Annotated in this window: 20 protein-coding genes; 13 read left to right on the top strand and 7 right to left on the bottom strand. The window is 68.2% G+C overall.

The genetic code is table 11. The features are described 5' to 3' along the window. Nucleotides 1-72: 72 nt before the first annotated feature. The 7 genes from AZSP09_RS11130 (at nt 73) to AZSP09_RS11100 (ending at nt 6,378) form a co-directional block, all read left to right on the top strand. A complete protein-coding gene (locus AZSP09_RS11130) occupies nt 73-1,371 on the top strand; it encodes a branched-chain amino acid ABC transporter substrate-binding protein (protein WP_152090074.1) in 1,299 nt (432 codons plus the stop codon). A gap of 72 nt (nt 1,372-1,443) precedes the next feature. Next, entirely contained in the window at nt 1,444-2,367 is a 924-nt protein-coding gene (locus tag AZSP09_RS11125) for a branched-chain amino acid ABC transporter permease (RefSeq protein WP_014235740.1), read from the top strand. Continuing rightward, nucleotides 2,364-3,440, top strand: coding sequence for an ABC transporter permease subunit (locus tag AZSP09_RS11120; protein ID WP_014235739.1), 1,077 nt, complete (start codon nt 2,364-2,366; stop codon nt 3,438-3,440). Before AZSP09_RS11125 ends, AZSP09_RS11120 begins: the two co-directional genes overlap by 4 nt. Continuing rightward, nucleotides 3,440-4,243 (top strand): ABC transporter ATP-binding protein, encoded by an 804-nt coding sequence (locus AZSP09_RS11115; protein WP_130459744.1) that lies wholly within the window; start codon nt 3,440-3,442, stop codon nt 4,241-4,243. The genes AZSP09_RS11120 and AZSP09_RS11115 overlap by 1 nt, the downstream gene beginning before the upstream one ends. Beyond that, nucleotides 4,236-4,952, top strand: coding sequence for an ABC transporter ATP-binding protein (locus AZSP09_RS11110; protein WP_014235737.1), 717 nt, complete (start codon nt 4,236-4,238; stop codon nt 4,950-4,952). Before AZSP09_RS11115 ends, AZSP09_RS11110 begins: the two co-directional genes overlap by 8 nt. 2 nt (nt 4,953-4,954) lie before the next feature. Then, nucleotides 4,955-5,266, top strand: coding sequence for a metal-sulfur cluster assembly factor (locus tag AZSP09_RS11105; protein WP_014235736.1), 312 nt, complete (start codon nt 4,955-4,957; stop codon nt 5,264-5,266). A gap of 2 nt (nt 5,267-5,268) precedes the next feature. Beyond that, nucleotides 5,269-6,378, top strand: a complete 1,110-nt coding sequence (locus AZSP09_RS11100; RefSeq protein ID WP_152090073.1) for a hypothetical protein — start codon at nt 5,269-5,271, stop codon at nt 6,376-6,378. Between the two features lie 12 nt (nt 6,379-6,390). Here the strand turns inward: AZSP09_RS11100 and AZSP09_RS11095 are convergent, their stop codons facing one another. Both AZSP09_RS11095 and AZSP09_RS11090 read right to left on the bottom strand, forming a co-directional pair. Then, on the bottom strand, nt 6,391-6,876 hold the full coding sequence (locus AZSP09_RS11095; protein ID WP_152090072.1) for a nitrous oxide reductase accessory protein NosL: 486 nt from the start codon (nt 6,874-6,876) through the stop codon (nt 6,391-6,393). Nucleotide 6,877: 1 nt separating this feature from the next. After that, entirely contained in the window at nt 6,878-7,483 is a 606-nt protein-coding gene (locus tag AZSP09_RS11090) for a nitrous oxide reductase accessory protein NosL (RefSeq protein ID WP_152090071.1), read from the bottom strand. Between the two features lie 185 nt (nt 7,484-7,668). Here AZSP09_RS11090 and AZSP09_RS11085 point away from each other — a divergent pair, with 185 nt between their 5' ends. From AZSP09_RS11085 to AZSP09_RS11070, 4 genes are all read left to right on the top strand, one after another. Beyond that, nucleotides 7,669-8,166, top strand: coding sequence for an RNA polymerase sigma factor (locus AZSP09_RS11085; protein WP_152090070.1), 498 nt, complete (start codon nt 7,669-7,671; stop codon nt 8,164-8,166). Further along, nucleotides 8,154-9,092, top strand: a complete 939-nt coding sequence (locus AZSP09_RS11080) for a FecR family protein (protein ID WP_152090069.1) — start codon at nt 8,154-8,156, stop codon at nt 9,090-9,092. Before AZSP09_RS11085 ends, AZSP09_RS11080 begins: the two co-directional genes overlap by 13 nt. Before the next feature lie 96 nt (nt 9,093-9,188). Further along, a complete protein-coding gene (locus tag AZSP09_RS11075; protein WP_152090068.1) occupies nt 9,189-11,552 on the top strand; it encodes a TonB-dependent siderophore receptor in 2,364 nt (787 codons plus the stop codon). 52 nt (nt 11,553-11,604) lie between these two features. Next, nucleotides 11,605-12,183 carry a nitrous oxide reductase accessory protein NosL gene (locus AZSP09_RS11070; protein WP_152090067.1) on the top strand — a complete coding sequence of 193 codons (579 nt, stop codon included), beginning with the start codon at nt 11,605-11,607 and terminating at the stop codon, nt 12,181-12,183. 10 nt (nt 12,184-12,193) lie between these two features. Here AZSP09_RS11070 and AZSP09_RS11065 read toward each other — a convergent pair whose 3' ends face one another. The 5 genes from AZSP09_RS11065 to AZSP09_RS11045 are packed head-to-tail and all read right to left on the bottom strand — an operon-like array spanning nt 12,194 to nt 15,873. Continuing rightward, the gene (locus tag AZSP09_RS11065; RefSeq protein ID WP_152090066.1) at nt 12,194-13,198 is read right to left on the bottom strand and encodes a hypothetical protein; all 1,005 of its coding nucleotides are present in this window, start codon (nt 13,196-13,198) and stop codon (nt 12,194-12,196) included. A 3-nt stretch (nt 13,199-13,201) separates the two neighbouring features. Beyond that, on the bottom strand, nt 13,202-13,876 hold the full coding sequence (locus AZSP09_RS11060) for an ABC transporter ATP-binding protein (RefSeq protein WP_152090065.1): 675 nt from the start codon (nt 13,874-13,876) through the stop codon (nt 13,202-13,204). A gap of 14 nt (nt 13,877-13,890) precedes the next feature. Beyond that, entirely contained in the window at nt 13,891-15,027 is a 1,137-nt protein-coding gene (locus AZSP09_RS11055) for an ABC transporter permease (protein WP_152090064.1), read from the bottom strand. Continuing rightward, nucleotides 14,990-15,325 (bottom strand): hypothetical protein, encoded by a 336-nt coding sequence (locus tag AZSP09_RS11050; protein WP_152090063.1) that lies wholly within the window; start codon nt 15,323-15,325, stop codon nt 14,990-14,992. Before AZSP09_RS11050 ends, AZSP09_RS11055 begins: the two co-directional genes overlap by 38 nt. Next, the gene (locus tag AZSP09_RS11045) at nt 15,322-15,873 is read right to left on the bottom strand and encodes an SCO family protein (RefSeq protein WP_152090062.1); all 552 of its coding nucleotides are present in this window, start codon (nt 15,871-15,873) and stop codon (nt 15,322-15,324) included. Before AZSP09_RS11045 ends, AZSP09_RS11050 begins: the two co-directional genes overlap by 4 nt. A gap of 242 nt (nt 15,874-16,115) precedes the next feature. Here AZSP09_RS11045 and AZSP09_RS11040 point away from each other — a divergent pair, with 242 nt between their 5' ends. Both AZSP09_RS11040 and AZSP09_RS11035 read left to right on the top strand, forming a co-directional pair. Continuing rightward, complete coding sequence (locus AZSP09_RS11040) at nt 16,116-16,412, top strand: hypothetical protein (protein ID WP_014235723.1); 297 nt, start codon at nt 16,116-16,118, stop codon at nt 16,410-16,412. A 315-nt stretch (nt 16,413-16,727) separates the two neighbouring features. Beyond that, nucleotides 16,728-18,815 carry an EAL domain-containing protein gene (locus AZSP09_RS11035; RefSeq protein WP_152090061.1) on the top strand — a complete coding sequence of 696 codons (2,088 nt, stop codon included), beginning with the start codon at nt 16,728-16,730 and terminating at the stop codon, nt 18,813-18,815. Nucleotides 18,816-18,870 lie beyond the last annotated feature (55 nt).

Genomic DNA, 18,870 nt, shown 5'->3' with positions numbered 1-18,870 from the left:
CCTGAGAATCATTCGCTGTATCTTTCTTCCCCGACACCGTAATCCGTTATAAGCCCGAGAGGAGTTTCCGTTATGCGCATGAACAGCATTCCCGGCACCATCCTGGCCCTGGCCGCCGCCATTTCCCTGATCGGTTGCGGCAACAAGGAAGAACCCGCACCCCAGGCCGCCCCGGCTGCAGCTCCTGCCGCCAAGCCCGAGATCACCGTCAAGATCGGCCATGCCTCTCCCCTCACCGGCCCCCAGGCCCACATCGGCAAGGACAACGAATACGGCGCCACCCTGGCCATCGAGGAACTGAACGCCAAGGGCCTGGAGATCGGCGGTGCCAAGGTCAAGTTCGAGCTCATTTCCGACGATGACCAGGCCGACCCCAAGCAGGGCACCACCGTGGCCCAGAAGTTCGTCGACGCCAAGGTTAACGGCGTCATCGGCCACCTCAACTCCGGCACCACCATCCCGGCCTCCAAGATTTATTTCGATGCCGGCATTCCCCAGATTTCCGGCTCCGCCACCAACCCCACCTACACCAAGCAGGGCTTTGCCACCGCCTTCCGCGTCATGGCCAACGACGTGCAACAGGGTAAGGCCCTGGCTCAGTTTGCTGCCACGACCCTGGCCGCCAAGAGTGTGGCCATCGTCGATGACCGCACCGCCTACGGCCAGGGCCTGGCTGACGAGTTCAAGAAGGCTGCCGAAGCAGCCGGCCTCAAGGTGGTGGCCAGCGAGTACACCAATGACAAGGCCACCGACTTCAAGGCCATCCTGACCAAGATCAAGTCGAAGAAGCCGGACCTGATCTTCTACGGCGGCATGGATCCCCAGGGCGGCCCCATGGCCAAGCAGATGAAGGAACTGGGGCTGAAGGCCAAGTTCCTCACCGGCGACGGCGGCTGCACGCCCAACTTCATCACCTTGGCCGGCGCCGCTGCCGAAGGCCAGTACTGCTCCCTGCCCGGCGTGCCCCTGGACAAGATGCCCGGCGGCACCGCCTTCAAGGACAAGTTCGTCGCCAAGTTCAAGAGCGAGATCCAGCTCTACGCGCCCTACGTGTACGACGCCACCATGGTCCTGGTGGATGCCATGAAGCGGGCCAATTCCGTGGAGCCGGCCAAGTACCTGCCGGAGATCGGCAAGACCAGCTTCCAGGGCGTCACCGCCAAGATCGGCTTCGACGAGTTCGGCGACCTGAAGGACGGCGCCATTTCCTTCTACGAGTACAAGGGCGGCAAGATCGAGTACGTGGAAACCCTGGGCGGCACTCCCGAGGCGGCGCCGGCAGCGGCTCCTGCCGAAGCGCCGGCAGCGGCTGCACCGGCCGCCGCGGCTCCCGCCTCCGCTCCTGCCGCTGCGGCTGGCGAGAAGAAGTAAGCCGCTCCTAGCCAACCTCCCCATTGCAAACGGCGCCCTATGGCGCCGTTTGCATGTCCGCACAGGAATTCCATGGACATTTTTCTGCAACAAATCATCAACGGCCTGGTGCTCGGCAGTATCTACGCCCTGGTGGCCCTCGGCTACACCATGGTGTACGGCATCCTGGGCCTCATCAACTTCGCCCATGGCGAAGTGGTCATGATCGGTGCCCTCACCGCCCTTACCGTGGTCAAGCTGCTGGCCGGCTCCGGCCTGCCGGGCCCGGTCATCGCCCTGATCGGCCTCATGGCCGCCGCCCCGGTGTGCATGGCCATCGGCTACGGCATCGAGAAGATCGCCTACCGGCCCCTGCGCAAGGCGCCCCGGCTGGCCCCCCTGATCACCGCCATCGGCGTCTCCATCGTGCTGCAGAACCTGGCCATGATGGTCTGGGGCCGCAGCTACCATTCCTTCCCCGCCGTGTTGCCGGCCGAGGCCCACGAAGTGCTGGGCGCCACCTTCACCGACCTGCAGGTGATCATCGTCCTGGTGGCCGCCGGCATGATGGCCGGCCTGCTGCTGCTCATCAACCGCACCCGCCTGGGCCGCGCCATGCGCGCCACCGCCGAGAATCCGGCCATCGCCCAGCTGATGGGGGTGAATGTGAACCACATCATCTCCCTCACCTTCGTCATCGGCTCGGCCCTGGCCGCCGTGGCCGGGCTCATGGTCAGCGCCAACTACTCCATCGCCCACTACTACATGGGCTTCATTCTCGGTCTCAAGGCCTTCACCGCCGCGGTGCTGGGCGGCATCGGCAACCTGGCCGGGGCCATGATCGGCGGCATCCTCCTAGGTCTCATCGAATCCCTGGGGGCCGGCTACATCGGCGACATCACCGGGGGCTTCCTCGGTTCCCATTACCAGGATGTGTTCGCCTTCTTCGTCCTGATCCTGGTGCTGGTCTTCCGTCCCTCCGGCCTGGTGGGCGAGAAAGTGGCGGAACGGGCATGAGCTGGAACGACCTCAAGCACGACCGCCGCGTCCTCTGGGCCGGCTACGCCGCCATCGGCATCGTCCTGGCGGTGCTGCCGTTCCTCGTCGGCGCCGGCCTGGGCAATGCCTGGCTGCGTATCCTCAACTTCGCCATGCTCTACATCATGCTGGCCCTGGGGCTGAACATCGTGGTCGGCTTTGCCGGCCTCCTGGACCTGGGCTACATCGCCTTCTATGCCGTCGGCGCCTATCTCTACGCCCTCCTGGCCAGCCCCCATTTCGGCCTGCACTGGCCGGTGTGGGCCATCCTGCCCCTGGGGGCCGTGGTGGCGGGCGGTGCCGGGGCCCTGCTGGGGGCGCCGACCCTGCGCCTGCGGGGTGACTACCTGGCCATCGTCACCCTGGGCTTCGGCGAGATCATCCGCATTTTCATGAACAACCTGAATGCGCCGGTGAACATCACCAACGGGCCCCAGGGCATTTCCAGCATCGACCCCTTCCACGTCGGCGGCGTCACCCTGGCCAAGCCCCTCTCGGTGCTGGGTGTCACGGTGCCTTCCCTGCACGCCTACTACTACCTGTTCCTGCTGCTGGCCCTGGTCATCATTTTCGTCACCATCCGCCTGGAGGATTCCCGCATCGGCCGCGCCTGGGTCGCCATCCGGGAAGACGAGATCGCCGCCAAGGCCTGCGGCATCAATGTGCGCAACATCAAGCTGCTGGCCTTCTCCATGGGCGCCACCTTCGGCGGCGTCGCCGGCGGCCTCTTCGCCAGCTTCCAGGGCTTCGTCAGCCCCGAGTCCTTCGGCCTCATGGAATCCATCATGGTGCTGTGCATGGTGGTGCTGGGGGGCATGGGCCACATTCCCGGCGTCATCCTCGGCGGCATCCTCCTCACCATCCTGCCCGAAGCCTTCCGCCATGCCGCCGTGCCCCTGCAGAAGTACGCCTTCGGCAAGGTGGTGGTGGACCCGGAAAGCCTGCGCATGCTGCTCTTCGGCCTGGCCCTGATCGCCGTCATGCTCTACCGCCCCGCCGGCCTGTGGCCCTCGGCCACGCGCAAACGGGAACTGCAGGGAGGGAGCAAGTGATGAGCGAGCGTCCCATCCTCCTCGAGGCCAGCGACGTGGCCAAGCACTTCGGCGGGGTCAAGGCCCTGCGCGGCGTCTCCCTGACCATCCGGGAAGGGGAGATCTACGGCCTGATCGGTCCCAACGGCGCCGGCAAGACCACCTTCTTCAACTGCCTCACCGGCCTCTATGTGCCCAACGGCGGGCGCATCGTCTTCGCCGGAGCGGAGCTGGACACCTCGGCCCCCCACAAGGTGGCGGCCCGGGGCATTGCCCGCACCTTCCAGAACATCCGCCTCTTCGCCCACATGACGGCCCTGGAGAATGTCATGGTGGGCCGCCACCAGCGTACTCGGGCCGGCGTCTTCGGCGCCATCTTCCGCACCCCGGGCACCCGGGCGGAGGAGGCGGCCATCCAGCGCCGGGCCGAGGAACTGCTGCACTACGTGGGCATCGCCGACCGGGCCCACGACCTGGCCAAGCATCTCTCCTACGGCGACCAGCGCCGCCTGGAAATCGCCCGGGCCCTGGCCACCGAGCCCAGGCTGCTGGCCCTGGACGAACCCGCTGCCGGCATGAACGCCTCGGAAACCGGCGAACTGCGCACCCTCATCGAAGGCATCCGCAAGGACGGCATCACCGTGCTGCTGATCGAGCACGACGTGAAGCTGGTGATGGGCCTGTGCGACCGGGTGGCCGTGCTCGATTACGGCGAAAAGATTTGTGAGGACGTGCCCGCCGTGGTGCAGAAGGATCCCCGCGTGATTACCGCTTATCTGGGCGCCGAAGCCCAACCCGCCGGCAGCGAGGTGGCCCATGGCTGAACCTCTGCTCATCGTCGAAGGTCTGCGTATCGCCTACGGTGGCATCCAGGCCGTCAAGGGCATCACCTTCCATGTGGACCCGGGCGAAACCGTGGCCCTCATCGGCGCCAACGGCGCCGGCAAGACCTCCACCCTGAAAGCCCTGGCCCGACAGCTCGATGCCGCCGGCGGCAGCGTGCGTTACCAGGGGCGCGAAATCTCGGCCCTGGCACCCCACGAGCTGGTGGGCCAGGGCATCGCCCTGGTGCCCGAAGGACGGGGCGTCTTCGCCCGCCTGACGGTGACCGAGAACCTGGAAATGGGCGCCTACTGCCGCCATGACAAGGCCGAGATCGCCGACGACCTGGAACGCATCTTCGCCCTCCTGCCCCGCCTCAAGGAACGCCATGGCCAGCTGGCCGGCACCCTCTCCGGCGGCGAGCAGCAGATGCTGGCCATGGGCCGGGCCCTGATGAGTCGGCCCAGGCTGCTGTTGCTGGACGAACCTTCCATGGGTTTAGCACCGATCATGGTGCAAAAGGTTTTCGAGGTGGTACAAGAGGTGGCCAGCCAGGGCATGACCATCCTGCTGGTGGAGCAGAACGCCCGCCTGGCCCTGCAGGTGAGCCGCCGCGGCTACGTCATGGAGTCCGGTGACATCACCCTCACCGATGCGGCCGGCACCCTGCTCGACAACCCCCGCGTCAAAGCCGCCTACCTAGGAGAATGACCATGTCCCTGCCGACTGAAGAAGCCCTGCGCACCGTCCTGCGCCAGGTGGTGGATCCGGAGGTCGGGGTGAATATCGTGGACCTGGGCCTGGTCTACGGCATCGATATCGGCGACAACGGCGTCGTGGTGCGCCTGACCATGACCAGCCCGGCCTGCCCCATGGGCGACCTGGTCATGGACGAGGCCCGGGCGGCCCTGGAGCCCCTGGTGCCGGAACCCTACGACCTGGACCTGCAACTGGTGTGGGAGCCGCCCTGGTCGCCGGCCCTGATGAGCCCCAAGGCCAAGGACACCCTGGGCTGGGGCGAGTAGCCATGAATGCCCCCCACCGGGGCGGCCTGCGTCCCCTGCAACGCCTGCCCCTGCTGCTGCTGGCCATGGCTGCCCTTCTGGTCGGCGTCGGCGGCGGCCTGTGGCGCCTGGGCTGGGCCTTTCCCCTGCCCGCCTCCCTGGCGGCCCAGGGCGCCGCCTTCCACGGCCCCCTCATGGTCAGCGCCTTCTTCGGCACCGTCATCGCCCTGGAACGGGCGGTGGCCCTGGCCACCGGCTGGGCCTACCTGGGGCCGGCCCTGGCCGGCGCTGCCGGCCTGGCCCTGCTGCTCGGCGCACCGCCGGCGGTGGCAGGCGGCCTGGCCTGCGGCGCTGCCGCCATCCTGCTGCTGGCCTCCCTGCGGGTGTGGCGGCAGCAGCCTGCCCTGCACAACCTGACCCTGGCCCTGGGCGCTGCTTCCTGGCTGCTGGGCAACGGCCTGTGGCTGGCCGGCTTCCCGGTGCCCCGGGTGGTGATCGCCTGGGTCGCCTTCCTGGCCCTGACCATTGCCGGCGAGCGCCTGGAGCTTTCCCGCTTCCTGCCGCCATCGCCCCTGGCGCAGCGCTTCTTCGCCCTGTTCATGGCCCTGGTGCTGCTGGGGGCGCTGCTGACGCCCCTGCTGCCGGACGCGGGCACGGCCCTGGCCGGGCTCGGCCTGCTGGCCCTGGCCCTGTGGTTGTTGAAACAGGACATTGCCCGGCGCACGGTGAAGCAGCAGGGTCTGACCCGCTTCATCGCGGTGTGTCTGTTGTTGGGATATTTCTGGCTGGCCCTGGGTGGCGGCCTGCTGCTCGGCGGCGGCGCCCTCAGCGGCAGCGGGCCCCACTACGACGCAGCCCTGCATGCCCTGCTGGTGGGCTTTGTCTTTTCCATGGTGTTCGGCCACGCGCCGATCATCTTCCCCGCCGTGGCCCGGGTGCAGATTCCCTACCACCCGGTGTTCTACGGGCCCCTGCTGGTGCTGCACGGCAGCCTGGCCCTGCGCCTGCTGGGCGACCTGCTGCCCGAATCGGGGCTGCGGCCCTGGGGCGGCGCCGGCAACGGTCTGGCCCTGCTGCTGTTCGTGCTGACCATGGTGGGCAGCGTGATCAGGGGACGGCGCGCCGCCCCCTGAGTCCGGCCGGTTTCAGTCGGCGTCCAGCTGGCGGATCAGGGCCGGGGTCACCTGGCCGAAGTCCACGATGCGCTTGCCCTTGTGGTCCTTGAGAAATTCTTCCGCATCCAGCCGGTCGGCCTGGGGCACCAGTTCGTGACCCATGGGACCGAGCACGTCGGAGCCGAGGACGAACAGGGCCTTGCGGGCATCAATGCGGCGCAGGTTGTAGAAGTCGGTCACCAGGATGGCCTCGATGTCGCCGGGGCGGTGGCCCGGGGCGTATTTGGGCAGGTCCTGGAGGAACTTGAACATGTCCTTGGCGCCGTCGAAGAAATGCACATGGCCGTCCTTCCACTGCACCACGGCGACCCAGTTGGGATACTTGGAAACCAGCATGCCGCAGACCGGGCAGGTGTCCCGGGGACCGGGCTTGGCGGGCGGCGCGGCGGCTGCCGCTGCGGCCTGGATACCCATCCAGGCGCAGAGCAGCCAGGCCGCCAGGAGGCGGCGTCCCATCTCAGCCCTTGGCCTGGGCGGCCTTGCGCCGGCGTTCTTCCCGGTTCCTGCGGATCATGGCCACGTCGCCGGCCATGTCCAGATAGGCTTCGCGCAGGGCATCGTTGAAGTTGCCCAGGCTGCCGCCGTACTTGGCCTGGAATTCCTTGGCCACGCTGGGGGTGGCGAAGGAATGCTTGCTGCGCTTGGTCATGGCGTGCTTGAGGTCGGCGCCGATGAGATAGACCAGGTTGTCCACCGGCACCAGGGGCCGGGGTTCGGCGGCGGAGCCATAGTCGGGGCCCCAGATCTGCTTCGGTTCCCGGTCGATGTTGAGGCCCAGGCTGAGGCTCAGACAGTGGATGGAGCAGACGCCGTCGGCCAGGTCGTCGCTGTACTGCACCAGCATGCGGGCCTTGTGGTGTTCCTTGCGGTCCATGCCGCAGTAGGGACACTTGGGATACTTCTCGAATTCCTTGTCCAGCGGATTGGCATCGACCCCGGTCTTGGGAATGAACTGCTGGGGCGTGCGGTCCGTGTCGCAGGCGGCGGCCTGGCTGGTGCCGGTGGTGGCGGCGAGCCCGGCGCCGGCGGCCAGGGACAGCTTCAATAGTTGGCGACGATCCATTTCTTATCTCCCTTGCTGAAAAACAGACCCCGAATATAAGCGTTGGCGAAAGTGCCGGAGTGCGGCAAATTGCCGCGCCCTGCCTGGCTCTGCGGGCGGTAGTGCGACCCTATGTCGCATTTGTGCGGGGCGGGGCGTGCTCTAGCATGGCGATCTTCTTTCTATGCCCTAATGGATAGCCACCCATGCTCGGTGGTGAAGCGCTCGCCCATCTCTACCTGCAGCACGTCGCCGAACTGCGCCATTACCTGGCCCAGCGGGTGGCCTGCCGGGAAGTCGCCCGGGAACTGGCCCAGGAAACCTTCCTGCGCATGATGCTGAGCGACGGCAAGGACGCCATCCGCAATCCCCGGGCCTTCCTCTATCGCATCGCCGCCAACCTGGCGGTGGACCACTACCGGGCCCAGGCTGGTCGCCCCCGGGAAATCCTGCCCCTGGAAGACTGCGCCGAACAGGCCTGCCCCCGCCCCGGTCCGGAGCAGGTGGCCAGCGCCCGGCAGACCCTGGCCCGCCTGGCGGCGGCGGTGGAACAGCTGCCGCCCCGCTGCCGCGAGGTGTTCCTGCGCCACAAGTTCGACGGCTGCCGCCAGGCCGACCTGGCACGGGAATACGGCATCAGCGTCAATGCCATCGAAAAACACCTGATCCGGGCCCTGGTGCAGCTGCGCCTGTGCCTGCACTGACCATGTCCGCCTGCGGCACGCCCCCTGAAGACCAGCCCCTGCCGGCGGTGCTGGAGCAGGCGGCGGGCTGGCTGCTGCGCCTGCAGCGGCCGGAATGCTCCGCTGCCGAGCAGCGCCGCTTCGAGGCCTGGTTGGCCGCCGACCCCCGCCATTCCCGGGAGTACGCCCGCTTCCAGGAACTGTGGTCCCAGCTCGACGGCCTCAAGCCCCGCAGCCGGCGCCAGTCCCTGGCCGCCGGGCTGGCCGGCCTCGCCTGTTGCGGCGCCCTGCTCGGCCTGCCGGCCATGGACCGCCAGGAGTGCCTGCAGACCGCGGTGGGCGAAATGCGCAGCGAGCTGCTGGCGGACGGCAGCCGGCTCGACCTCAACGCCGACACCGTCCTGCGCATCCAGTATTCGCAGCACCAGCGCCGCCTCTTCCTGGAGCGGGGCGAGGCCCGCTTCGTCGTCGCCGCCGATGCCCGGCCCTTCTCGGTCCAGGCCGGCGCCGCCACCCTGCGGGACATCGGCACCACCTTCGCCGTCAGCCGGGAGCGCCAGTCCCTCACGGTGCGGGTGCTGGAAGGCAGGGTGGAAGCCCATCTCGGCGCCGCCCCCGTGGCCATCGGGGGCGGCCAGCAATGGCAGCACGGGCCCCAGGGCTGCAGCGCAGTGCAGCCGGTGGCCCCGGGGCAGGTGGCGCCCTGGCTCGATGGGCGCTGGATTTTCCAGGCCACGCCCCTGGCCCAGGCACTGGCGCAGGTCAATCGCCAGCACGAGCGTCCGGTGCTGCTGCAGGACCCCTCCCTGGCGGAACTACGCATCAGCGGCAGCTTCCGTATGGCGGACCGGGAGGGGCTGCTCGACGCCCTGCTGCTGCTCTATCCCCTGGCCCGGGAAGAGGGCCGGGACCGCACCTATCTGCTGCGCCGCGGCGGTGCGGAATAAATATTTTTGCCCACCCGTGTCAGGGTTTTCATTGCGCCAACGTCTCACTCCCCATGCCGGCAAACAGCCGGAGTCTCAGTGAGTGAAAGGCGAGCAATGAAAAAAATGATGGGGATGGTGGCGCTGGTGACGGCAGCCGTGGCGGGGAACTCATGGGCCCAGGGGGCGCGTACGCTGGACCTGGCGCCCCAGCCCCTGGCCGAGGCCCTGCAGGGTCTGGCCGGGCAGACGGGCATCCAGATCCTGTTCGACGCGGCGGAACTGCAGAGCGCCCGCAGCCGTGGCCTGCAAGGCAGCCTGACGCCGGAAGCGGCGCTGCAGAAGCTGCTGCAGGACACGGACTTCGTCTTCCACAGCACCGCCCCGGGGAGCTACGTGATCCAGCGGCGCAGCCGCTCGGGCAATGTGCTGCCGGAGGTGCTGGTGCACGGCCAGCGCCTGCGGGCCGAAACCGAAGGCAGCGGCACCTATGCGGCCGCCGCCGCCACCGTGGCCAGCAAGGTGGCCCTGACGCCGCGGGAGATTTCCCAGTCGGTGTCCGTCCTCACCCGGCAGCAGATGGACGACCAGGGCATGGTCACCATGGTGGATGCCCTGCAGCAGGTGACCGGGGTCAATGTCATCGCCAATGACACCACCCAGTCCCAGTACCTGTCCCGGGGTTTCACCCTGGGCGTGATGCAGGACGGGGTGCCTTCCTACTCGGGCCTGACGGCGGTGCACCAGTTCGACCTGGCCCTGTACGACCGGGTCGAGGTGCTGCGCGGTCCGGCCGGCATCCTGCAGGGCACCAGCGAACCCGGCGGGGTGGTGAATCTGGTGAAGAAGCGCCCCCGGGATACCTTCGCCGCCGCCGTCACGGCCTCCACCGGCTCCTGGAACAACAACCGGGTCGAGGGCGACATCACCGCGCCCCTCAACGCGGAGCGCAGCCTGCGGGGCCGGCTGGTGGTCAGCGACGAGGATCGCCAGTACTACTACGACCGGGCCCGCACCAACAAATGGCTGGCCTTCGGCGCCCTGGAATACGATCTCTCCCCCGCCACCACCCTGTCCCTCTCCTTTGCCGCCCAGGACAGCCGCAGCAAGGCGCCTTCCTCCGGCCTGCCCAAATACAAGGACGGCAATTTCCTCAAGGTGGACCGTTCCACCAACGTGGTGCCGGACTGGGTGGTCTACAGCTACTACACCGAGGAAACCTCGGCCAGCGTCGAGCATCGCTTTGCCAACAAATGGGTGGCCAAGGCGTCCTACAGCCACCGCACCCAGAATTCCTTCTCCAAGGATGCCTGGCCCAGCTCTGGGGTGAACCGGGCCACCGGCACCGTGGATGCCTACAACCGCAGCCAATACACCAGCGACGACCGGCGGGATGGCCTGGATGCCTTCATCAATGGTCCCTTCGACCTCTTCGGGCGGACCCACAACCTGCTGCTGGGGGTCAATGCGGAGGTCTACAACAGCCGCAGCAAGAGCGGCAGTGCGTCCACCGTGGCCAACGTTTCCCTGGCCGATGCCGCGTCGTTGCCGGAGCCTTCCTTTACCTACACCTCCGGCAGCGAAAGCGAGCGGGCCCAGTCCGGCGTCTATTCCCAGCTGCGCCTCAGCCTGGCGGACCCGGTGACCCTGGTGCTGGGCGGCCGGGCCACCAACTTCAAGGCCAAGAGCCGTAACGTTTCCCCGTCCACCCAATCCGCCTGGCGTGACGGTGCCCAGGCCAATAACCAGTTCACGCCCTACGGCGGCCTGATCGTGGATGTGACCCGGCAGATTTCCCTCTACGGCAGCTACGCGGACATCTTCGTGCCCCAGACCCAGCTGAAGGCCGACGGCAACGCCCTGGATCCCCGCGTCGGCAAGCAGTACGAGGTCGGCAGCAAGGGTGAGTTCTTTGACGGCCGCCTCAATGCTTCCCTGGCTTTCTTCAACATCCGGGACAAGAACCGGGCCTACCGGGACCCGGCCTACCCTGCCGCCTCGACGCCCTATTACCTGAACGCCGGGGAAATCGAGAGCAAGGGCTGGGAAGCCGAAGTCAGTGGCAGCCCCATGGCCGGCCTGGAACTGATGGCGGGCTATACCCGCCTGGAAACCCGTTACCTGTCGGACCGGACCCTGCAGGGCAAGGAGTACTCCATCCAGTCGCCGCGGGACAGCCTCAAACTGTGGGCCAACTACCGCTTCAACCAGGACAGCCTGCGGGGCCTCAACCTGGGGCTGGGCACCATCGTCAGCAGCGGCGCCGGCAGTTCCCGCGGCAACCGCAATGTGGAGACCCAGGGCGGCTACGCCGTGGTCAATGCCCTGGTTGGTTACCAGATCGACAAGAACTACTCGGTCAGCCTGGCCGCCAACAATCTCTTCGACCGGAACTACTACGCCACGGTGGGCACCTTCACCGCCTACAACTTCTACGGCGAGCCGCGCAACCTGATGCTGACCTTCCGCGCCCGCTACTGAGCAACCCCGGGACCGGGCAGCCCTCCCGGTCCTTCTGCCTGGAGGAATGCATATGGATCGCCGTACCCTTTTCAAGGGCCTGCTGGCGCTGACGGTGGTGGGGCAGGCCGAGGCGGCCGAGCCTGCTGCCGGCCGCGGTGCCGAGCCCGGCGCCGACCCGGCGCCCCTGGACCACGAGCTGGAAAAGTATCCCCGCTGCGTCGTCTGCAACATGGACCGGCGTCGCTTCCATTACGCCCGTCACCTGACCCATTACGCCGACGATCACGTGGACGGCACCTGCTCCCTGGAATGCACGGCCGAGATGATGCTGCGGGAGCGGCGGCGGGGCTTCAAGGCCATCTACGGGCCCGATTACGGCGCCGACGGCGAGCCCAAGCCCCTGGTGGATGTCGCCGCCGCCACCTATCTGCTGGGCAGTCGCCTGCCGGGCACCATGACCCGGCGCAGCAAGTACGTCTTTGCCGATCCGGTGGCGGCCCAGCGGGTGCGCCAGGAGCAGGGCGGCGAGCTGGCCACCTTCGACGAGGCCCTGGCCGCGTCCATGGCGGAGAAGGCGGAGCAGTTGGGTCGCCGCTACCGCAATGACCAGGAGCGGCTACGTCGCAAGAAGGACGGCGCCGCTAGCTGAGGCGCGCCGTTCAGGGTTCCAGCAGCACCAGCCGGGAGCCGGCCATCATGCCGGCGGCCAGGCACAGCAGCAGGCCGAAGCCCCAGGCCGCCACCGTCGCCAGGCGGCGCGAGGCGGCCGGGGCGATCTGCTCCAGGCCTCGCACCCGGCGCACCAGTTGCAGCACGCCGCTGCCCATGCCGGCCGCCGTGGCGGCGAACAGGGGCAGGTAGAGGGCGTAGCCCTGGTAGTCGTACTCGGGCTTGAGGATGCAGAAGGGGCAGTGGTGGTGGGGGTGCTCGTAGAGGTAGAGCGAGAGGAAGGAAACGATGCCGCCGATGCCGCCGACGAAGGCGGCGCCGCTGCTGAGCCCGGCCAGGAGGCCGAGGCGGCCGCTCCAGGCGTGCCAGGCGGTGAGCAGGGCGGCCAGGCCGAGGCTGCCGTAGAACCACAGCATGGCCGGCAGGGGCGCCAGTCCCGCCATTTCCCCGGCGACGCCATGGTTGCTGTCGCCGGAGAAGAGGCTGCCGCAGCAGGAGGTGATGATGTCTGCCTTGAGGCCGCGGAAATAGGACCATTGCAGCCAGGCCGAGAGGGCCAGCAGGGGCGTCAGGCCCAGCAGCAGGGCGTACTTGAGGCGCACCAGGGGGTAGTTGCGGGCCCGGGTGTCCACGTGGTTCAGCACCAGCCACAGGGCGGCGAGGAAGAACAGGGCCACCTGCAGCAGCAGGGCGGGAAAGCCCCAGGCATCCGCGTTGAGGGCGCCGACGGCGCACATGGCGCCGACGAACATGGCGGAGAGCCGGTCGGCGGTGAACACGAAGAGCAGCAGGGCCAGCAGCTGGCTGGCGCAGACGAAGGCGGCCAGGGTGGAGAAGAGATAGGTGCGCCGCTCCAGTTGCAGCTGCAGTTCGCTGCCGCTGCCCAGGTCCCAGCGGCGCAGGATCTGCCAGGCGAAGGGGGCGGCGGCGGCCACCATCACCAGGGACAGGGTGGCCGCCAGGAGCAGGGCGATGACCGAGGGCTGGAAGAGCATGGCTCAATCCTCGCAGAGGCGGCCGTCGCGCAGGCCCACCACCCGGTGCACCGCGCTGGACTTGATCACCAGGGGGTCGTGGCTGGTCAGCAGCACCGTGCGGCCCTCGCCGCTGAGCTCCTCCAGGATGGCGAGAAACTGCTTGGACAGGGTGGTGTCCAGATTGGCCGTGGGCTCGTCGGCGATGATCACTGCGGGGTCGTTGATCAGGGCCCGGGCGATGGCCACCCGCTGCTGCTCGCCGCCGGACAGCCACTCCACCCGGGCATGGCGGCGGTGGCCCAGCTGCAGGCGCTCCAACAGGGTCTCGGCCCGCTGCAGCAGTTCGGCGTGGGGCTTGCCCTCCGGGTAGGCCGGCAGCATTACGTTGTCCAGGGCCGAGAGGCCACGGATCAGGTTGAACTGCTGGAAGACGAAGCCGAAGGTGCGGCGGCGGATTTCCGTGAGGAAGCGCTCCGGCAGGCCGGAAATGTCTTCCCCGTGCAGGCGCACCCGGCCCCGGGTGGGGCGGGCCAGGCAGCCGACGATGGTCAGCAGGCTGGTCTTGCCCGAGCCGCTGGGGCCCTGGAAGGCGGTGACGCGCCGGGCCTCAAGCTCCAGGTCGATGCCGGAGAGGGCCCAGTATTCGTTGTGCTGGCCCTGGTTGAAGGCCTTGTGGATGTCGGTGAGCTGGATCATGGCAGGTCCCCCGGTCAGCCGCGCATGGCCGCGTCGGGATCGATGATGGCGGCGCGCCAGATGGGCACCAGCACGGCGGCGGTGTAGGGCACCACGGTGAAGAAGAAGAGGGTGAACAGCTGCAGGCCGTCCAGCTGGGGCGCCAGGGTGAAGCGGGGATAAAGCACCGCCCAGCCCTTCAGCACCGGCTCGAAGAGGCGGGCGCCGAAGTGGAAGACATGGACATAGGCCCCCACCAGGCCGAGGAGGAAGGCGCTGAAGGAAATCAGCAGGCCTTCCCACAGCTTCATGCGCAGCACGTCCCCGGTCTCCCAGCCGATGGCCTTGAGGATGCCAATCTCCCGCCGCTCGTCGGCGGAAAGGCCGGACGCCTTCTCCCAGGCCAGGATGGCAAAGGCCAGCAGGGCCGCCGCCAGCAGGGCCAGGGCGATGCCCTCGCGCCAGTCCAGCAGGCTGGCGTAGGTGCGGCGCATCTCCTCGCGCAGGATGGGGCGGGCGTCGGGCAGGGCGGCGCTGAGCTTGGCCGCCACGTTGCGCACCTCCTGGGGATTGGCTACCGACAGGGCGATGTCCGTGTAGTGGCCGGCCGGGTAGTCGAAGAAGGCGCGGAAATCGGCCTCGCCGAGCAGGACCAGGTCGGCGCTGATGAGTTCGCTGCTGGCCGGCAGCACCTCGTCCACGGTGAAGGTGAACAGCTTGCCGCCGTAGGAGCGCAGGGACAGGGGCTGGCCCGCCTGCAGGCCCCGCTCCCGGGCCAGGGTGGCGCCCAGGCGCAGATGGCCTGGTGCCGGCGCATCTGCGGCCGGCACCAGCAGGGTGTAGTTGGCCTTGCTCACCGGATCGTAGTAGTAGCCCCACAGGCGCCCCTGCTGGTGCTGCACGCCGCGGATGCGGCCGATCTTCTCCAGGTAGCCCGGCGGGATCAGGTCGTGGCGCCCCGCCACCAGGCGCTGCAGGATCACCTCCGGCGAGTCGGCCAGCACCGCCGCTGCTTCCTGGCGCAGGGCCTGACCGAAGAGGGAGACCGAGGCCAGCATGAACACCAGCAGGGCATAGACCGCCAGCAGGCCCAGGTTGCGGGCCTTGCGCCGGGCCAGGGCGGCCAGGGTGTAGTCAATCAGGTAGCGTTGTTTCTCGATCCAGGGGCGCATAGTGGGGCAGACGGGCGGGGGGCGGCGGCACGACGGAGCCGGAGGGGAAGTGGTCCAGGGCCAGGGGATGGTCCTGGAACGGCGAATGGAGATCGGCCAGGGACAGGTGCCGGGTGTAGCGGGCCTCGGTGAACAGGGCCAGGTCGCTCAGGCCCAGCTGCTGCACCAGGGCGGCCCGTGCGGCCTGCTCCTGCTGCCGCGGCGGCGCCATTCGACGGGCGTCGGCCAGCATGGCCAGGAACAGCAACAGCAGCACGGCCAGGAAGGCGCCGAAGCGGGCCGAGGGGCGCTGCGTCACAACAGGCTCCGGATGGCGGCCACCATCTCCTGGGGCGAGGCGCCGGCGGGCAGGGTGGCGGCCAGGCGGCCGCTGCCGTCGAGCAGGTAGCTGCTGCCGCTGTGGTCCACGAAGTAGCTGCCGTCGGGGCGTGGCGCCTGCTTCTCGAAGCCGGTGCCGAGCGCCTTGGCCAGGGCGATGGTCTGCTCCGGCGTGGCGCTGGCGCCCACCAGCAGGGGGTGGAAGAAGGCCGTATAGCCTTGCAGGGTGGTGGGTGTATCCCGCTCCGGGTCCACCGTCACCAGGACCAGGCGCACCCGCTCCCGTTCCGCCGGGGTCAGGCCGTTGAGGGCCTGGGCGCCGGTGGCCAGGGCCGTGGGCGAAAGATCGGGGCAGTTGGTGTAGCCGAAGAAAAGCAGGCGCACCTGGCCGTCGGCGGCGGGGCCGTCGAGGGGTCCGGCGGCAGTCTGCAGATGAAATTCGACGGGCGCGCCCGTGCCCCGGGATTCGGCGGCGGGCTGGCAGGCGCCCAGCAGGAACAGCAGGGCGAGAAACGGAAGGATGCGCACGGGCTGGGACGAATGGGCGACCGGCGGTCGCCGAGCTTGGTCAAGGCGCCATGGTAATGAAGGCGCTCCTGGCGGCGCTGCGACAAATTGACGCAGTACCCTGCTCCCGGCCGCGTTACACGGCGTTACGGGGAGTTACCGTTCACCTGCAAACCGGAAGTTGGTGGTTGGCGTTATTGCCCTCAAGGGAGCGAAATGGTTTCGCGACCGGAAGGACAAGCCAAATTTCAGGAGATAGAGAAATGACCAAGAACCTCATCGCTGTTGCCCTCTTCGCTGCTTTCGGTACCGCTTTCGCCCAGGCTCCCGCCACGCCGGCCACCCCCGCCACTCCTGCGGCGCCTGCCGCTGCACCGGCCAAGGCCGCGGTGGAAGCACCGAAGGCCGAAGTGAAGGCGGAAGCGAAGGCCGAGGCCAAGCCGGCCGTGAAGCACGGCCACAAGAAGGTGGAGAAGAAGGCCGAGCAGGCCGGCGAGAAGGCTGAAAAGGCCGAGGCCGCCAAGCCCGAAGCGAAGCCTGCCGAACCCGCCAAGAAGTAAGCGCTGCGCTGCCCTGGGGCAGCCACGAATGGCCCGTTGCACGAGGGCGCCCGATCCTGCGATCCGGCGCCCTTTTCTTTTGTCCGCCCGCCATCGCGATGACGACATCAATGTACAAAGGGTACGACTTTGTAATAATGACGCCTGCGCTTGACCGGGCCACGGCAACCATGGGCCCCGTCTGTCGCCGGCCGCGGCCCCATTCCAACACAACCAGCAGGGGCTGGCGGCATCGCCTGTATGTAGCCTCCCGCATTGCCCGAGGCCGACTACACAAGAACCGAGCAGTACCAATAACGGGCACCCGGGGGCCGAATGACATCGCAGCTGTCGCGCCGCGCGAGAATCTGGATCTATTCGATCAGGGACGCCTTCGTCTCCCTGATTCCCCTGACCCTGTTCGGGGTGCTGGCGGTGCTGGCGCGCAACTTTCCCCTGCCCGCCTTCCAGCAGTTCCTGCTGGGCGGCAGCGGCCAGGCCTTCTCCGGCATCCTCGACCTCATCATCGGCGGCACCCACGACGTCTTCGGCCTCTCCCTGGCGGTCGTGGTGGCCATCCACCTGCGCCAGCGTCTGCCTGTCGGCCAGCCGTTGGACGACGGGCCGTCGATCATGGCGGTGGGCCTGTCGAGCCTGATCAATTTCATGCTCGCCACCCTGGCCATCTTCCAGCACCACGGCGGCCTCGGCTACGACCTGATGCTGGTGGGCATCGGCGTCGGCCTCTTCTCCGCCGAGTTCATGCGCTGGGCCGCCCGCCGCTCCTGGCTGACCCTCATCAGCGCCACCCGGGATGCGGACCTGGCGGTGCACAATGCCCTGCGCCTGAGCGTGCCGACCGCCGTGTCCGGCCTGATCGTGCTGGCCGTGGCCAGCTTCCTGGCCGCCCTGCCCACACCCCAGGCCCTCTTCGACGGCGTCGCCGCAGGCGCCAGGGAGAGCGCCCATGGCCACTATCTGGCCATCACCTTTGTCACCCTGGTGAACCAGCTGTTCTGGTTCGTCGGCATCCACGGCGGCCACATCCTGGACACCTTCGGCCTCGATCTCTTCGTTGCCGTGCCGAACCTGCCCGGCGGCTACCTGGTGAATCGCTCCCTCTTCGACGCCTTCGTCCTGATGGGCGGGTCGGGCGCCACCCTGGGCCTGCTGGTGGCCATCTACCTGCAGTCGCGCAGCGGCTCCCTGCTCAAGGTGGCCCGGGTGGCGACCCTGCCGGCCATGTTCAACATCAATGAAATGGTGCTGTTCGGCCTGCCCGTGGTGCTGTCGCCCCTCTACCTGCTGCCCTTCGTCCTGACGCCGGTGCTGCTGGCCCTGCTGGCCGTGGCCGCCGTCAGCTCCGGCTGGCTGCAGCTGCTGCCGGTCAGCATTCCGTGGACCACTCCGCCCTTCCTCTCCGGCTGGCTGCTGACCGGTTCCATCAAGGGCGTATTGCTGCAGGCGCTGGGGTTGCTGCTCAGCATCGGCATTTACTGGCCCTTCGTGCGGCGGGCGGAGGCCCGGCGCCTGGCGCGGGAAGACCGGCTCTTCCGGCGGGCGGCGGAAGTGGTGCTGGGCAACCGGCCGAGCAAGACATCCACCATCCGGCGCCTGGACGAAGTGGGCAGCATCAGCCGGCGGGTGCTGGGCCTGCTGCGGGAGGATGTGCGCCATGGCCGGCTGCTGCTGCACTACCAGCCCAAGCACGACTGCCGCGACCGGCTGCTCGGCTTCGAGGCCCTGGTACGCTGGCCCCAGGCGCCCCACCCCTCCGTCTCCCCGGCCATGGCGGTGATCCTGGCGGAGGAGGGGCGGCTGATCAACGAACTGGGCCTGTGGGTCTTCCGCCAGGCCCTGGCCTTCAAGGCGCGCCTCAACCAGAGCGGCTTTGCCGGCTTGAGCCTGGCCATCAACGTGTCGCCCCTGCAGTTGGCCCACGGCGATTTCGCGGAGCGCATCGCCCGCCTCATGGCCGAGACGCCGGTGCAGCCGGCGGAGATTGAAATCGAAATCACCGAATCCCAGGTCATGCCCGACGACCCGGTGATCGACAGCAACATCCAGGCCCTGGGGCGGATGGGCTTCAAGCTGGCCATGGACGACTTCGGCATGGGCCACACTTCCCTGCTGCACCTGCGGCGCTTCGCCATCGACGTCATCAAGATCGACGGTTCCCTGACCCGGGATGTGCTGCACAGCGCCACCAATGGCGACATCATCCGGGCCATAGCGGCCCTGGGTCAGGCGCGGGACATCGCCATCGTCGCCGAATTCGTCGAAACGGCGGCGCAGAAGCAGGCCCTGGCCAATCTGGGCTGCCATGTCTTCCAGGGCTATTACTACAGCCCGCCCCTGGCGGAGGCCGATTGCCTGGCCTATTGCCGGCGGCAGCCGGACGAGGCGGAGGTCGGCGCCGCCTGAGTCGGGGAGGGAAATGGGGACGGATGACGCAGGGCTTGCCGGCCTAGGCCGGCAA

This window comes from Azospira sp. I09 (genome assembly GCF_009177135.1).
GTDB classification, from domain to species: Bacteria; Pseudomonadota; Gammaproteobacteria; order Burkholderiales; family Rhodocyclaceae; genus Azospira; species Azospira oryzae.
The sequence above is the reverse complement of the archived record's forward strand: the minus strand, read 5'-3'. Positions and strand labels throughout refer to the sequence as shown.